This window comes from Pseudomonas sp. Y3 TE3536 (assembly GCF_053629175.1).
Window position 1 is genome coordinate 6,138,744 of record NZ_JBRJHU010000001.1, and the last position, 14,783, is coordinate 6,153,526.

Sequence of the window (14,783 nt, forward strand, 5' to 3'; positions counted from 1 at the left end):
GTAAAGCCTCTTGTGGGTAAAGAGGCCAGCCTAGGCAGCCGCGGTTTGTCGAGGCGCTAGATAGGTAATGCCTGTGCTCAGAACAGCTGTAGCTGGCGGCCGGTCAACGCCGCGAAATCATCCCCGACAAAGGGCAGGATGGCGTCGGCCACCGGTTGCAGTTGGCGGCTCAGGTAATGCTCGTAATCAATGGGTGCCTGCAGGCTCTCCAAGGGTTCAGGGCCGGCGGTGGTCATCAGGTAGCTGATCCAGCCGCCGTTCTGGTACTGCCGGGGGCGGCCGAGGCGGCTGTTGTACTCATCGGCCAGGCGCGCTGCGCGCACATGCGGCGGCACGTTACGCTGGTAATCGGCCAGCGGACGACGCAAGCGCTTGCGGTACACCATCAGCTCATCGAATTCCCCGGCCAAGGTCTGCTGCACGTACTGGCGCACATAGTCGCGGTACGGTTGGCCACGGAAGATCCGCCCGTAAAGCGCCTGCTGAAATTCCCGGGCCAGCGGCGACCAGTCGGTGCGTACCGACTCCAAGCCTTTGTAGACCATCTCCTCGCTGCCGTCGGCGCGCTGCACCAGCCCTGCGTAGCGCTTCTTGCTGCCTTCTTCGGTACCGCGGATGGTCGGCATCAGAAAGCGTCGGTAATGGGTTTCGAACTGCAACTCCAGAGCACTTTCCAGGCCCATCGAATCACTCAAGTGCCGGCGCCACCAATGGTTGACCTCGGCCACCAGCTCGCGGCCGATGCGCGCGGCAGCGTCCTCGTCATGGGCACCCTTGAGCCAGACGAAGGTGGAGTCGGTATCGCCATAGATCACATCGAAACCGCGGGCTTCGATCAGTTCGCGGGTCTGGCGCATGATCTGGTGCCCGCGCATGGTGATCGACGATGCCAGGCGCGGGTCGAAGAAGCGGCAGCCACTGGAACCCAGCACACCGTAGAAGGCATTCATGATGATTTTGAGGGCCTGCGACAGCGGCGCGTTGCCCGCGCGCTTGGCCGCCTCCCTGCCCTGCCATACCCGCTCGACAATGGCCGGCAGGCAGTGCTGGCTGCGCGAAAAGCGCCCCCCGCGAAAACCTTCGACCGCGTGCTGCGGGTCGGGCTGACGCAAGCCTTCGACGAGGCCCACCGGGTCGATCAGGAAGGTACGGATGATCGAGGGGTACAGGCTCTTGTAGTCCAGCACCAACACCGAATCGTAGAGGCCAGGGCGCGAATCCATGACAAAACCGCCGGGGCTGGCTTCGTCCGGGCGGCTGCCGAGGTTGGGCGCGACAAAGCCCAAACGGTGCATCTGCGGCATGTACAAATGGCAGAACGCGGCCACCGAACCGCCGCTTCGGTCCACGGCCAAGCCGGTGACCGAGGCGCGTTCGAGCAGGAACTCGAGCAGCCGGGTGTGGGCGAAGATGCGCGTGACCAGTTCGCAGTCCTTGAGGTTGTAGCGCGCCAGCGACGGTTTGTCCTCGGCGAACATGCGGTTGATTTCATCCATGCGCTGATATGGCGTGCTGATCGCCTTGCCCTCCCCCAGCAGCGTCTGGGCAACGCTCTCCAGGCTGAACGACGGGAAGCTCCAGGTTGCCGAACGCAAGGCTTCGATGCCGTCGATCAGCAAGCGCCCAGGAGCATCGGCGAACACGTGGCCGCCGCTGGCGTGAGCGCGCAAGGCCATGGGCGCGCCGTTGCGGCCCAGGGCCAAAGGCACCTGCAGGTGCTTGGCATGTTCGTGCAACAGGCGCAGGTCGAACTGCACCAGGTTCCAGCCGATGATCGCATCCGGGTCGTGCCGGGCCATCCATTGGTTGAGGCAATCGAGCAGCGCGGCAGGGTCGTCGCAGTACTGCAGGTGGAAGTCCACCGCGCTGCTGTCGCCGTTGGCCGGGCCGAGCATGTACACCTGGCGCTGGCCGCAGCCTTCGAGGGCGATGCTGTACAGCGCGCCGCGCTCGCTGGTTTCGATATCCAGCGACACCAGGCGCAGCGGCGGTCGGTAGTCTGGCAGTGGTTTGAGCTGGGCGTCGCAGAGCACGCCGTGGGCGTCTGGCTGGCCGGTGAACTGCACCGGGGCCGTGATGAAGCGCTCCATCAGGTAGCGCTCGGGGGGGCGGATATCGGCTTCGTACACCTCGACGCCGGCGTTGCGCAGGCGTTGCTCCAGTTGCATCAACTGGCGATGCTGGCGGCAGTACAAGCCCAGCACCGGGCGCTGATCGAAGTCGCGCAGTTGCAAGGGCTTAAGCTCGACTCCCGGCTCGTTGGCCAGCAGCACGCGCGCATGTTCGGCCTGCGCCTGCGCGATGAACGCCACCGAGACTTGCGGCGCCAGCCGCAGCTGGCGCGGGCCTTGGTCCGTCGCCAGCCAGAACTCCACGCACGTGCCTTCGGGTGTGTCATGCCAATGCCGGGTCAGGACAAAGCCCTGCTGCAATTCCACCGCGTGGACCTCTGATCGTCTGTTGTGCTGTAAGTGACGATTCTACCCTGTGCAGGGCAATCCAGGGGTTGCCATGTCTTGCGTTGTCCTCAGATCCGACCCGGCCTCTGTAGGAGCAGCCTTGTGCTGCGAAGAGGCCGGTAAACCTGGCAGAGTTGCATGGTCAGTACTGGCCTCTTCGCAGCACAAGGCTGCTCCTACAACGACCGCGTAGGCCTGGGAAACTATCGGGAGCCGGCCTTGAACCCACCACGGCGCCCTGCCCAGGCCAGCAGCCACGCCAGGCCAATCAACACCAGCGCCACGGGGCCAAACCAGGCGACACCTGCCCCGGTCAGCAGCAACCCACCGATAATCCCGCCCAAGGCGATGGCGCTGTTCCATACCGTCACCAGCATCGACTGCGCCACGTCACCGCCCTCGCCCGCCGCATCTGCGCAGGCCGTCTGCAACAGTGTTGGCGCGCCGCCGTAGGTCACACCCCACAGCGCGATGCTCAGGTACAGGGCCCACGAGGACGCCTGCCCCAGCACCAGCGTGGCCACGGCAAAACCGGCCAGGCTGAGCAGCACCAGCGTGCGCAGGTGGCGATCGACCAACAGCCCGACCAGGCCGATGCCCGCCAGCGCCGACAAGCCGAACACCATCAACACCTGGCCGATTTCGGCGGCCATCCCCGCCGCCGCCAGCAACGGCACGATGTAGGTATACAGAATGTTGTGGCCGAGGATCCAGGTCATGATCACCAACAGCACCAACGCCACGCCAGGTGTGCGCAACACCTGCAGCGCCGCCGGTCGCTTGCCGGCGGCCTGCCCCGGGTAGTCCGGCACGGCGCGCAACACCCAGACGACCAGCAGCAGCGCCACCACAGTGACCACGACAAAGGTGGCCCGCCACCCCAACAGTGCCCCTAACCAGGTACCGATGGGCAAGCCGAGGGACAAGGCTATCGGCTGGCCGAGCATGGCCACCGCCATCGCCCGCCCCTGCAAGGCCACCGGCACCATGCGCCGGGCATGGCCGGCAATCAATCCCCAAGCCAGGCCGGCTGCGGCACCGGTGAAAAAGCGCAGCACCAGGGTAAGGGCATTGGACGACGACAAGGCCGTCAACCCGTTGAACAGCACGAAGCCACCAATCGCCAGCAGCAGTGCACGGCGGCGATACCAGCCTTGGGTCAGGGTCACCAGCGGGATGGCTGTCAGCAGCGAGCCCAATGCGTACGCCGTGACCCACTGCCCGGCCATGGCCTGGCTGATCGCCATGCCGCCGGCGATCTGGTCCAGCAGGCCGGCAGGCAGGGTTTCGCTGAGGATGGCAATGAAGCCGGTCATCGCCAGGGCCAGCAGGCCGCTCAAGGGTAAGCGCTCGGCGCTTTCACCCAGTAGCGGTGCGGAAGAAGTCTGGGACATTGCGGGGTGCCTTGAAGTGGTGATCGAGGCCGGCAGTGTGCATGCCGGGGTATTGCGGAAAAAGATGGGTACAATGCCGTTCACCCCGGACATTAATGTCCGCAATCAGGAGAGCGCAATGGACAGCCTCAGCGGCTTCGTAGTCTTCAACCGGGTGGCCGAAACCCGCAGTTTCGTGGCTGCAGGCCAGTCGTTGGGCATCAGCGCTTCGGCTGTGGGCAAGCGCGTGGCACGGCTGGAAAGCCGCCTGGGTGTGCGCCTGTTCCACCGCAGCACACGCAGCATCACGTTGACCGCCGAAGGCACGCTGTTTCTTGAACGCAGCCGCCGTATCCTGGCTGAGATCGAGGCCACCGAGCAGGCCCTGTCACAGGCCAGTGAAACCCCGCGCGGTCGCCTGCGTGTGAGCCTGCCCCAGGTCACCGGGCTGGTCATGCCGGCGCTGGCCGACTTCATGGCGTTGTACCCTGAGGTTGAACTGGACCTGGAGTTTACCGACCGCATGGTGGATATCGTCGGTGAAGGGTTCGATGTGGTGATGCGCGGCGGTCAACCCGTGGATTCGCGCCTCAATGCCAAGTTCCTCGGCCACTTCCAGCATCGCCTGGTGGCATCGCCCGAGTACCTGCGCGAACGCGACACGCCCACCCACCCCCGCGACCTGAATGCACACACCTGCCTGCATTACCGCTTCCCCAGCAACGGCAAGCTGGAGACCTGGCCGCTGCGTCAGGAGCACCCCGACCAGGGCTATGACATCCCCATTTCGATGGTGTGCAACCACGTCGAGACACGCATCTGCTTCGCCCTCAACCACCGCGGCATCACCTGCCTGCCAGACTTCAGCGTGCGCCGCGAACTGGCCGCCGGCACGCTGGTGACGTTACTCGACAGTTTCATGGAGCGGCGTGGAAGTTTCTACCTGTTGTGGCCGTCGGGGCGCCAGGTGCCGCCCAAGCTGCGGGTGTTCATCGATTTCATGCTTGAGCGGGTGTTCCCCGGCAGCCCTCAACCGTACAAATAGTTGATGTCCTTGTAGGCCAACGGCGGCACCTGGCTGATCAGAAAATCACGCAGTTTGTGCATCTGCCGGGCCTTGGGGCTGGATTTCAGCCAAGTCATGTAATACCCGTCACCGGTGGCCACCGCGTGCTTGAACGGCGTCACCAGCCGCCCTGCCGACAGGTCGGAGCTGGCCAGCACCAGGTCCACCACCGAGATGCCCAGGCCTTGCTGGGCCGCCGAAATCCCCTGGTCGAGGGTATCGAACACCTGCCCCTGGTCGATGCTGATATCCAGTGCGTCCATCCGCGCCAGCCAACGTCGCCAGTCGCGCCGGTCCGGCGACGGGTGCAGGAACTCGCATTGGCGCAGGTCGGCAAGGTCGGGCTGGGCTTGCACCATGTAATCGGGGTGGCACACCGGGATCAGCCACTCATCGAACAGCTTGAAGCTCTCGACATCGGCGGGGAAACGGCCGTTGGCCAGCAGGATGGCGCAGTCGTAGGGCTCCGAATAGAAGTCCACGCTGTCGATGTCCATCCACACGCTCGACAGTTGCACGCTGCTGCTGTCATCGAGCTTCTTGAAGCCGTCCAGGGCCCTGAGCAACCAGCGCATGGTGAGCGTGGATGGCGCCTTCAGACGCACACCGTAGCGGTCCTGACGCAGCAGCGCGCAGGCGTTTTCGATGATCTTGAAGCCGACCTTGAGCTCTTGTGACAGCAAACGCCCGTGCTCGGTCAGGCTCAGCTTTGGCCCACGACGCTCGAACAGGTCGCAGCCGAACATGGCCTCGAGGGTCTTGATGTGGTGGCTGACCGCCCCTTGGGTCAGCGCCAGCTCCTCCGCCGCACGGGTAAAGGAGCCATAACGAGAGGCCACCTCGAAAGCACGCAGGGCGTGCAAGGCCTGAATCCGTTCCGACATGGCGACGTCCGAAGCATGAGTGAGACTAATAGTAGGTCATAGTTCCACGCGTTTTACAACGTTAAGTCTGTCTCAGAAAATGCGGGTAAATAATAAAGATTACCAACGATTCTGCCTGCATATGACTGGAACGTTACTTAATTAGATGCCTGGGGAAATCATGTTTACGGGTTATGGAAACTGCTATCGCCTGGATGCGCTAGAGCTGGCCGCTGAACATGTGCGGAACACGCAACATTGGACGTACAAAACCATACAACATTTTCGCAGCATTCTCGCCAACCCCGAATTCCCCTGCCTGTTTGGCCGCAAGGCAGTCGCCAGCGAGACCTGCCACATCCTCTTCGCCCGCGCCGAACAACTGGCCGACGACATCGCCCAGGGCCTGGCTGACTACGTGCGCACCATCACACCGATCCCGCTCAAGCAGCGCATCGGCAGCCCATTGGTGGTGTTTCTCGAAACCGCCAGCGAATACACCCTTGCCGAGCAACAGGCGCTGGCCTGGAAAGTCTTGCAGGGCGTGCACGCGCGCGACCCGCACCCTTGGCCACAGGCGATGCCGACTGACCCTCACGACACGGGCTGGTCGTTCTGCTACGCCGGTATGCCGCTGTTCATCAACATGAACTTCCCCGGCCACCAACAGATGAAAAGCCGCAACCTGGGGCCACACATCACTTTCGTCATCAACCCGCGGGAAAACTTCGACGAAGTGGCCAACGCCAGCACCGAAAGTGGCAAGCGTATCCGTGCCCGCATCCGCGAGCGGGTACAGCATTACAACAACGGCATCATGCCCGACACCCTTGGCGCGTTCGGCGATGCCGACAACTACGAGTGGAAGCAGTACCAGCTACAGGAGGCGGGTTCGCTCAACCCGTCGCGCTGCCCGTTCCACGCCCATGTAACAGCCGACACACTGATCGAGAATTGACCGTGAATACCGCACTCACCGCCACCTATGCCCTGACTGTCCTGCTACTGATCGCCACCCCTGGCCCAGTGGTGGCACTGATCGTCAACACCGCTGCCGCCTCCGGGTCGCGCAAAGCCATGTTCACTGCCGTGGGGACCAACTGGGCGTCCCTGGTACTGATTGGCGCGGCGGCCTGGATCATCCTGACCAGCGCGGCCATCGACAAGGCCTGGCTCAGCGGCATGAGCCTGCTGGGCTGCCTGTTCATCGGCTACATCGCCGTGGGCACCCTCAAGGAAGCCCTGCAGGCGCCCACCCCAGAGTCGGCGAACGAAGCGCCTGGGCCTGGGCGTGGCGGCCTGCTGCAAGGGTTCATGGTGGGTATCTCCAACCCCAAGGACATCATCTTCTTCATCGCCTTCTTCCCTCAGTTCATCCAGATCACCGAGTCGTTCGGCAAGAGCATGGTGGTGCTGTCGCTGTTGTGGGTGGCCATCGATTTTGCCGTGCTCAGCCTGTACATCTTCGCCATCGGCAAGATCGCTTCGCAGCGCAGCAATCGCGTCATCAGCCTGGCCTCGGGCGTTGCCCTGCTGCTGATCGCGGCCGGCGGCCTGCTGTACAACCTCAAGGAACTGGCGGCCTGAGCCGGATGCCTCGCAAGGAGTGCCCATGAGATCGACCGACACGTGCACAGATGTTTTGGGCCTTCCTTCGCCGCTGCAACAGGACTACCAGCGCTTTCTGCAACTGGGCAGCCGCCGTGCGCCACACGCGCTGCACATCCACGAGAGCGGCTACCGCTCGGGCACCATCAACACCGATGCGCTCGGCCTGCGCTACAGCCACTGTGCCGGCAAGCGCTTCTCGGCGGCCGAGCGCGGCACGGCGCCGCGCATCAACCTGTTGGTCGGGGGCTCCACCGCCTTGGGCGTCGGTGCCAGCAGCGATGAGCACACGGTGGCTTCGCACCTGTCGATGCTGACCGGCGAGGTCTGGCTGAGCCTGGCAGGCTGTGGGCTCAATGCTGGCCAAGAGCTGCTGATGTTCCTCACTCACCAGCACCGCCTCGGCCAGCTCGGCCACGTGGTGGTGCTCAGCGGCCTCAATACCTTGGCCCATGAGGCCCTCTACGAAATCCTCGCCAGCCCCCGCGAGGCGCATCACGTCACAGGTTTTCAGGAAGCCTTGAACAGTTTCAGCGATGGCATGCCGCCTGCCGCAGCCCCCCGCCAGCAATCGCTTTGGCGGCGCATCGGCCAAGCCTTGGCCGCGCCCCCTCCCGCGCCTCCAGCCGCCCAGCCGCTTTCGCCCCCAGAGAAGCGCCTGGCCCGCGCGGCCGACAGCATCGGCCGCACCCTGCGCCAGTGGGAGCGGCTGCTGGCAGACAGCCACGCCACCCTCACTTTCATTCTTCAGCCGCTGCTGCCCTGGTGCCGAGAAACCCTGCCAGCGGGCGAGCAAGCCATGCTGGCGGCGTTGGCGCGCCAGCCCGCGAACTTCGAACGGCTGCTGGACGGGGTCTTCGACAGCCACTTGCACTCGGCCTTCTTTCGCCGCATCAAAGACCAGGCCGACCCGGTAGCCTGCTATGACATGAACAGCATGCTCAGCAGCTCGCCCGTGTTTGGCGCCGACCTGTTCGTTGACCGCCTGCACCTCAACGACCTGGGCAACAACGCACTGGCCAAAGTCATTACCGCCAAGCTTGGCCTGGCCCAGGAAAAACACGCTCAGCGCAAGGTCACGCCTATCAAGCTCGTCTGACAGTTGCCCGCCGGTCTTCCGGCGAGGCCCCTTGGGTGGCTAGAATACGTCGTCGTTCCGATTCGCCCGAGGCGTACCTGTACCTGTGATGAACATCCAAGCCGTGCATCAACCACTGGCCGCCTGTCGTGACTGCCCGTCCCACGAGGCCTGCCTGTGAGTCGTGTGGCAACCCTGTCGCCGCTGGTGATCGCCTTGATGCCACTGGCCGCGCAAGCGCTCGACGTGCGCATCGACCCGCATGCCGACTTGCTCTACCGCCAGGCCCTGCCCTTGCTCGAGCAGGCCGACAGCCAGGACGACGGCGCCAGCTCACTGCGCACTGCAGTGGGTAGCGACCCGGAGCTCACCCGCCAGGGCCAAGCCCTCGCGCACACCTTGCCCACCGCCGTGGCACTGCTGAAAAAGTCGGTGGAGCTTGGCCACCCCGTGGCCCAGTACCGGCTGGCGCTGTACTACATGACCTACCTGCCAGTGGCCCAGATCCCGGACGCTGCCTGCCCTTTGCTGGAGGCGAGCCTCAAGCAAGGCTTCGCGCCCCCGGCACCGGCCATTGCCACTTGGTGCCCGCCCTACAACGCCAGCGCAGACTATCGCGCTGCGCTGGAGGCGATCCCAAGCATGGCCCCCCAATACGCCCCCTACTACCCACAGCCCACCACACGACTGGCCTGCAACCGCAGCCAGCCGCAAGGCCTGAACATGCAGTGGGGGCGCCAGCGGGACTACCAGGCCGAGGTGTACCGGGTGCTGGCCGACCTTGACCCAGGGCATCGCCAGGCCTTGCTGCAGAAGGCCGTGGACATCAACGGATGCTCGACTGCGCAGCGCTGGTTGACCAGCCATCGATAGCGGCCAGTCGACAAACCAGCAAGATCGTTCAAGCCATGGCCCGCTTCACTCTGGCATGCTGCCCAACCGAGTACACGCGTTGCAGCCACCATGCCCCACAGCCCACACATCGCTCGCCAAGCCTTTGTTCATGGCGCCATCGCCATCCTCCCGCTTTCCCTGGCCGTCGCCCCCTGGGGCCTGCTGGCCGGTTCCATGGCCATCGAGGCCAACCTCAGCGCCTGGCAAGGCCAGGGGCTGTCGGCCATCGTCTTCGCCGGTGCCGCACAACTGGTGGCGATCGGCATGCTCAAGGGCGGCGCCAACCTGGCGTCGATCCTGCTCACCACCTTGCTGCTGACATCGCAGCACCTGCTGTACGGCTTGTCCATGCGCCCGGTGCTGTCGAACCAGCCGCTGCGCTGGCGATTGGGCCTGGGCTTTTTGCTAACCGACGAGTTCTTTGCCCTGACCAGCCATTATGACCAGCAGCAGTTCAATCGCTGGTATGCGCTAGGCGTGGGCCTGACCTTCTACATCGCCTGGAACCTGTTCACCTTGGCAGGCATCGTCCTTGGCCAGAACATCCCGCACCTCGACCAATTGGGCCTGGACTTCTCGATTGTCGCCACCTTCGTCGCCCTGATCGCGCCACTGGTGCGCAACCTGGCCACGGTGGTGTGCGTGGCCGTGTCGCTGTTCTGCTCGGTCCTGTTCAGTGCCTGGCACTGGGAAACTGCCCTGGTGGCCGCGGGCCTGCTCGGCATGGGCGCCGGCTTCATTTGCCAAAAGTGCTTTGGAGGCCGCGCATGACCTGGTTACTGATTTTCGCCATGGGCGCCATCGTGTTTCTCAATCGCTATGCGTTTCTTGAACCACGCCTGCCCTTGCGCCTGAGTTCCAATGCCCGGCAGTTTCTGGGCTTCGCGGTGCCGGGCATGCTCACCGCCATCTGCGGGCCGATCATTTTCATGCCTGACCACCAGCTGAACCTGAGCCTGCTCAACCCTTATCTGCTGGGCTCGGTGGTGGCCGTCATCTTGGTGCTGTTGACCCGCAGCGTGTTGCTGAGCATGCTGGTGAGCATGTTGATCTTCTTCCTCCTGCGCAGCTGGCTGGCATGACCACGCCCCTGCGCGAGCAGACGCACCTGTGGCAGGCGCCGGCGTTGGGCGACGTCGAAATGCTGCACGCGCGATATTTCCAACAGCGCTTCGCCCCGCACGTGCATGAAGGCTACGTGTTCACCGTGATCGAGTCGGGCGCCCAGCGCTTCTGGCATCGCGGCAGCGAACACCTGGCCCCGGTGGGCAGCATGGTGTTGATCAACCCCGACGAACTGCACACCGGCGCCACGGCCCACGAAGCCGGCTGGCGCTACCGCGGTTTCTACCCAGAACATGAGCGGGTAACGGGCGTGCTGGAGGAGCTGGAACTGGGCCGCCACGGCATGCCCACCTTCAAGGACAGTGTGATCCAGGACCCGGCCCTGGCGCTCGCCTTCAGCCAGCTGCACCAGTTGTCCGAAGGCGCAGCCAGTGCCCTGGAACAGCAGACCGCCTGGCGCCATGCCGTGCTGGCCCTGGTGCAACGCCATGGGCAATGCGCCGAACCCGCTGCACCCGGCCATGAGCCACAGGCGGTGGCCCGCGCCCGTGAACTGCTGGAGAGCCAGCTGGCCGACCCGCCATCGCTTGAAGCCCTGGCGGCAGCGGTCAACCTGTCACCCTTCCACTTCGCCCGGGTGTTTCGCCAGGCCACCGGCCTGCCGCCCCATGCCTGGCTCAAGCAACGGCGCCTGGCCCGTGCCCGTGAGTTCTTGAAACGCGGCCAGGCGGCTTCGGAGGTGGCGTTTGCGCTTGGGTTTGCCGACCAGAGCCACTTGAGCCGGCAGTTCAAGCAGGCCTATGGGGTAACCCCAGGCGCATACCGCAGCGCCTGCCTGCCAAGCTGACACCCTGCGACACCCGGCCCCAGGCAAGCTTGCTGGCCACTGCTACACTGACAGGGCTGAATTGGAGGATCCTGCCATGTCCGAAAGAGAGCTCACCACCCTCATATCGCTGATGAACCAGCGTCAGGCCTGCCTGAGCAGTGCCTGCAAGGAGATTGCCGACTGGATCGACCGGCAGGGCGATGTGCCCGCCGCCGGCAAGATCCGCGCGAGTCTAAAGGCCCTGGAGGCCGACGAAGCCCAGGTACGCAAGACCTTGACCTCGCTGACCCTCGACAGGCCATTGCCGCGTTTTCGTAGCTGAATGAATTGGGGCCGCTATGCGCGGCCCCAGATGAATCAGTGTTTCATGTGCATGTGGTCATGCCCACCGCCAGCCTCGGCGTTGAGCGGACGCACTGGCGCTTGCACCTGCAGCGTTTCCTTGCCGCCCTTGGCATCTTCGATGACCAGGGTCAGTGGCACCTGCTCGCCTTCTTTCACCTGCTGGTTCAACCCCATCAGCATCACGTGCAGGCCGTTCGGGTCCAGGGTGACTGCTTTGCCAGCCGGCAACTCGACGGCCTTGACCTCGCGCATGCCCATCACGTCGCCGTTCATGGTCATTTCATGCACTTGCACGGTCTTGGCCACAGGCGATTCAACGCCAACCAGCTTGCTGTCGCTGCTGGCCGTGAGGGTCATGAAGGCACCGGTGGACTGCTGGTGCGGCACGCTGGCGCGGACCCAGGCATCACTCACGGTGGTCTGGGCCAGGGCTGGCAGGGCAAGGCCCAGCAGGGCGATGGCGGCCAGGCCGCGCTTGATCGGTTGCAGTGAAACAGCCATTAGCAAATCTCCATCAGGGTGACCAGGTCTTCAGCGCATTCCTTGGCATTCAGGGAATGGCCCAGGCTCAGGCGCAGGGTGCCACGCGTATCGTAGACGTAGCTGGTGGACGAATGAGAGATGGTGTAGGTATCACCGGCCGGGACCTTCTCGTAGAACACCTTGAACTCTTTGGCCACCTCGGCGATTTCTTCGGGGGTGCCCGTCAGCGCGGTGAACGAGGGGTCGAACGCTTTGACATAGGCGTCGAGCACTTCGGGGGTGTCGCGCTCCGGGTCCAGGGTGATGAACACCACCTGGAACAAGTCACGGTCGCGGCCCCTGAGCAACTGCCTGATTTGCGCCGCCCGCGCCAGCGTGGTCGGGCAGACCGCCGGGCACTGGGTGAAGCCGAAGAAAATCATCGGCATGCTGCCGTAAAAGCTCGACAGGGTACGCGGGTTGCCTTGGGGGTCCTTGAGGTTGAACTTGCGCCCAAGGATTTCGTTGCTCATGTTCTTGCCGTACTTGAACTCAAGACCCCGGGCCGGGCTGCAGCCAGCCAGCAGGCCAAGCCCGAGAACGCCCATCCCGGCGACAACCGCGCGCCGGGTATACAGATCATTCATGGAACCATCCTTTACAGGCCATCCTTTACAGGAAAGGTACCGGCCCTTGGGACGGGCCAGCCGAAAAACCGGGGCATTCTTGCATGACACCCCAAGTGCTTCTACCCGACGAAGGCGCAGATGGCCTGCAGCCCTTTGAATACGGGCTGCGGCCTGTTGTCGCAGGGGTTGAACTCGTAACAGTTTGTTGCTAAGGAAGCGGCGAACTCTGCTATCAGTAGTACGCGTTTTCCTTCTGGGTGTGGTCGGTCACGTCGCGCACACCTTTGAGCTCCGGAATCCGCTCGAGCAGGGTGCGCTCGATGCCTTCCTTCAGGGTCACGTCGGCCTGGCCGCAGCCCTGGCAACCGCCGCCGAACTGCAGCACAGCGATGCCGTCGTCGACCACGTCCACCAAGCTTACCTGGCCGCCATGGCTGGCCAGGCCCGGGTTGATCTCAGTCTGCAGGTAGTAGTTGATACGCTCGTTGATCGGGCTGTCTTCGTTGACCATCGGCACCTTGGCATTCGGCGCCTTGATGGTCAGCTGGCCGCCCATGCGGTCGGTGGCGTAATCGACCAGCGCGTCTTCCAGGAAAGGTACGCTGACTGCATCGAGGTAAGCGGTGAAGCTCTTCAGACCCACGGCGGTGTCGTCAGGCTTCTCTTCGCCCGGCTTGCAGTAGGCAATGCACGTCTCTGCGTACTGGGTGCCTGGCTGGGTGATGAAAATGCGGATGCCGATGCCGGGCGTATTCTGCTTGGAGAGCAGATCGGCCAGGTAATCATGGGCGGCGTCGGTAATGGTTATAGCGCTCATGGAAGTTCCTCACAGACTTGCGGCCAAGTGTACGCCAACCTGGCCCTTGTACAAAGTCCTAGTATTTGACTCGGGAAAGCGCATACGCCGGCGCCTGCCCCCGTGGCGCCGCCAGGCAGGCCTGCATCCGCCGATACAGGCCGCGCTCCAGCCACTGGTAGCTGAACCACGACATTAGTCCAATGGACGGCACGCACAGGGCAAACACCAGGTACGGGTTAAGGTGCAGCCGCTGGCTGGCGAACCAGCCGGCATACAGCACCAGCACGTGGATCAGGTAGACCGAATACGAACAGTCGCCCAGCGCCTTGAGCAGCCGGTTACCCGCGAACAACGGCTCCAGGGAAACAAAGGCCAGCACCACCAGCGCGCTCGGCAGGCCCCAATGCAGCAGGCGCTGGGAGGCGTCGAGGTGGTAGATGGCATACCCCGCCACCGCGAGCAACGCCAGGGGCGTCCAGATGCCCTGGCGGATCACACCGCGCCGATACAGCACACCCAGGCCGATGCCGAGCAGGAACTCATAGATGATGTCGTTGTTGTAGAAGCGGCTGAGCACACCCAGCCGCCCCAGCACTTCACTCACCAGCAGCAGCGCGACGGTGACCAGCAGCAGCTGATGGCGTTGGCGGACCAGGAATGCCAGACCGAACAGCAGGTAGAAGAACATCTCGAAGTTCAGCGTCCAGCCCACGTTCAAGGTCGGATAAAGGCCATACCCGCCGGGGTTTTCCGCAGGCACGAACAGCAGCGACAACAGCAGGTGGTGCCAGTCGAATTCCTGGTGCGGCATCCAGCGGCTGGCCGCCAGCAGCAGGCCCGCCATGACCAAGGTGTAGAACCAGTACGCCGGGACGATGCGCAGCACCCGGTTGAGCAGGAACTGGCGGGGTTTGATGGTTTTGTCGCGGGTGGAGAGGTAGATAACCAGGCCGCTGATGACGAAGAAGATGTCGACGCCGACAGCGCCCCGGTCGGTGAGCAGTTGGCCGATGGGCCCGCTGGCCTTGAAGTCGAAGAAAATCTGCATGAAATGGTGGCAGACCACCACCCAGGCGGCGAACGCCCGCAGTGCCTGAAGCGAATACAGCATGAAATACCCTGCGATTGCCGGTGCATTGAGGCCGCTGGCCGAATGCAGAGGCGAGCGCTGCGCGCTCGTTCGCGGGTAAACCCGCTCCCACAGGTACTGCACCGGTCAAGAGGCCAGCGCTTTCCCTGTGGGAGCGGGTTCACCCGCGAAGGGCTGCAAAGCAGCCCCCCTGCAATCGATCAAGACCACCCAACCTTTCCGA

General features: G+C 63.8%; 16 protein-coding genes. 9 read left to right on the forward strand and 7 right to left on the reverse strand.

What is annotated here, in order from left to right:
* Window positions 1-77 precede the first annotated feature (77 nt).
* A complete protein-coding gene (locus AB7M33_RS27460) occupies window positions 78-2,438 on the reverse strand; it encodes a DNA polymerase II (RefSeq protein WP_454244132.1) in 2,361 nt (786 codons plus the stop codon).
* Between the two features lie 224 nt (window positions 2,439-2,662).
* Window positions 2,663-3,853, reverse strand: a complete 1,191-nt coding sequence (locus AB7M33_RS27465; RefSeq protein WP_274887116.1) for an MFS transporter — start codon at window positions 3,851-3,853, stop codon at window positions 2,663-2,665.
* 118 nt (window positions 3,854-3,971) lie between these two features.
* Between AB7M33_RS27465 and AB7M33_RS27470 the strand changes: the two genes are divergently transcribed.
* Window positions 3,972-4,877, forward strand: a complete 906-nt coding sequence (locus AB7M33_RS27470) for a LysR family transcriptional regulator (protein WP_454244133.1) — start codon at window positions 3,972-3,974, stop codon at window positions 4,875-4,877.
* On the opposite strand, the gene AB7M33_RS27475 is transcribed toward AB7M33_RS27470, so the two are convergent.
* Window positions 4,862-5,782 (reverse strand): LysR substrate-binding domain-containing protein, encoded by a 921-nt coding sequence (locus AB7M33_RS27475; RefSeq protein WP_252827342.1) that lies wholly within the window; start codon window positions 5,780-5,782, stop codon window positions 4,862-4,864. The two genes, AB7M33_RS27470 and AB7M33_RS27475, sit on opposite strands and share 16 nt — an antisense overlap.
* Before the next feature lie 160 nt (window positions 5,783-5,942).
* Between AB7M33_RS27475 and AB7M33_RS27480 the strand changes: the two genes are divergently transcribed.
* From AB7M33_RS27480 to AB7M33_RS27515, 8 genes are all read left to right on the forward strand, one after another.
* Window positions 5,943-6,719: a YqcI/YcgG family protein gene (locus tag AB7M33_RS27480; RefSeq protein ID WP_027593867.1), complete on the forward strand. Its 777-nt coding sequence runs from the start codon at window positions 5,943-5,945 to the stop codon at window positions 6,717-6,719.
* A gap of 2 nt (window positions 6,720-6,721) precedes the next feature.
* The gene (locus AB7M33_RS27485) at window positions 6,722-7,348 is read left to right on the forward strand and encodes a LysE family translocator (RefSeq protein WP_099429887.1); all 627 of its coding nucleotides are present in this window, start codon (window positions 6,722-6,724) and stop codon (window positions 7,346-7,348) included.
* A 25-nt stretch (window positions 7,349-7,373) separates the two neighbouring features.
* Window positions 7,374-8,468 carry a hypothetical protein gene (locus AB7M33_RS27490; RefSeq protein ID WP_454244134.1) on the forward strand — a complete coding sequence of 365 codons (1,095 nt, stop codon included), beginning with the start codon at window positions 7,374-7,376 and terminating at the stop codon, window positions 8,466-8,468.
* Window positions 8,469-8,624: 156 nt separating this feature from the next.
* The gene (locus AB7M33_RS27495) at window positions 8,625-9,320 is read left to right on the forward strand and encodes an SEL1-like repeat protein (RefSeq protein ID WP_027593870.1); all 696 of its coding nucleotides are present in this window, start codon (window positions 8,625-8,627) and stop codon (window positions 9,318-9,320) included.
* Window positions 9,321-9,410: 90 nt separating this feature from the next.
* A complete protein-coding gene (locus AB7M33_RS27500; protein ID WP_027593871.1) occupies window positions 9,411-10,112 on the forward strand; it encodes an AzlC family ABC transporter permease in 702 nt (233 codons plus the stop codon).
* Complete coding sequence (locus AB7M33_RS27505) at window positions 10,109-10,423, forward strand: AzlD domain-containing protein (protein WP_099429890.1); 315 nt, start codon at window positions 10,109-10,111, stop codon at window positions 10,421-10,423. The genes AB7M33_RS27500 and AB7M33_RS27505 overlap by 4 nt, the downstream gene beginning before the upstream one ends.
* Window positions 10,420-11,253, forward strand: a complete 834-nt coding sequence (locus AB7M33_RS27510; RefSeq protein WP_085273250.1) for an AraC family transcriptional regulator — start codon at window positions 10,420-10,422, stop codon at window positions 11,251-11,253. The genes AB7M33_RS27505 and AB7M33_RS27510 overlap by 4 nt, the downstream gene beginning before the upstream one ends.
* A gap of 76 nt (window positions 11,254-11,329) precedes the next feature.
* Entirely contained in the window at window positions 11,330-11,557 is a 228-nt protein-coding gene (locus tag AB7M33_RS27515) for a hypothetical protein (protein WP_027593874.1), read from the forward strand.
* Between the two features lie 35 nt (window positions 11,558-11,592).
* Here the strand turns inward: AB7M33_RS27515 and AB7M33_RS27520 are convergent, their stop codons facing one another.
* The 4 genes from AB7M33_RS27520 to AB7M33_RS27535 form a co-directional block, all read right to left on the reverse strand.
* Window positions 11,593-12,081, reverse strand: coding sequence for a copper chaperone PCu(A)C (locus tag AB7M33_RS27520; protein WP_099429891.1), 489 nt, complete (start codon window positions 12,079-12,081; stop codon window positions 11,593-11,595).
* Window positions 12,081-12,689, reverse strand: coding sequence for an SCO family protein (locus tag AB7M33_RS27525; protein ID WP_027593876.1), 609 nt, complete (start codon window positions 12,687-12,689; stop codon window positions 12,081-12,083). The genes AB7M33_RS27520 and AB7M33_RS27525 overlap by 1 nt, the downstream gene beginning before the upstream one ends.
* Window positions 12,690-12,903: 214 nt before the next feature.
* On the reverse strand, window positions 12,904-13,488 hold the full coding sequence (gene nfuA / locus AB7M33_RS27530; protein ID WP_012271640.1) for a Fe-S biogenesis protein NfuA: 585 nt from the start codon (window positions 13,486-13,488) through the stop codon (window positions 12,904-12,906).
* Window positions 13,489-13,546: 58 nt separating this feature from the next.
* Window positions 13,547-14,581: an acyltransferase family protein gene (locus AB7M33_RS27535; RefSeq protein ID WP_454244135.1), complete on the reverse strand. Its 1,035-nt coding sequence runs from the start codon at window positions 14,579-14,581 to the stop codon at window positions 13,547-13,549.
* Window positions 14,582-14,783 lie beyond the last annotated feature (202 nt).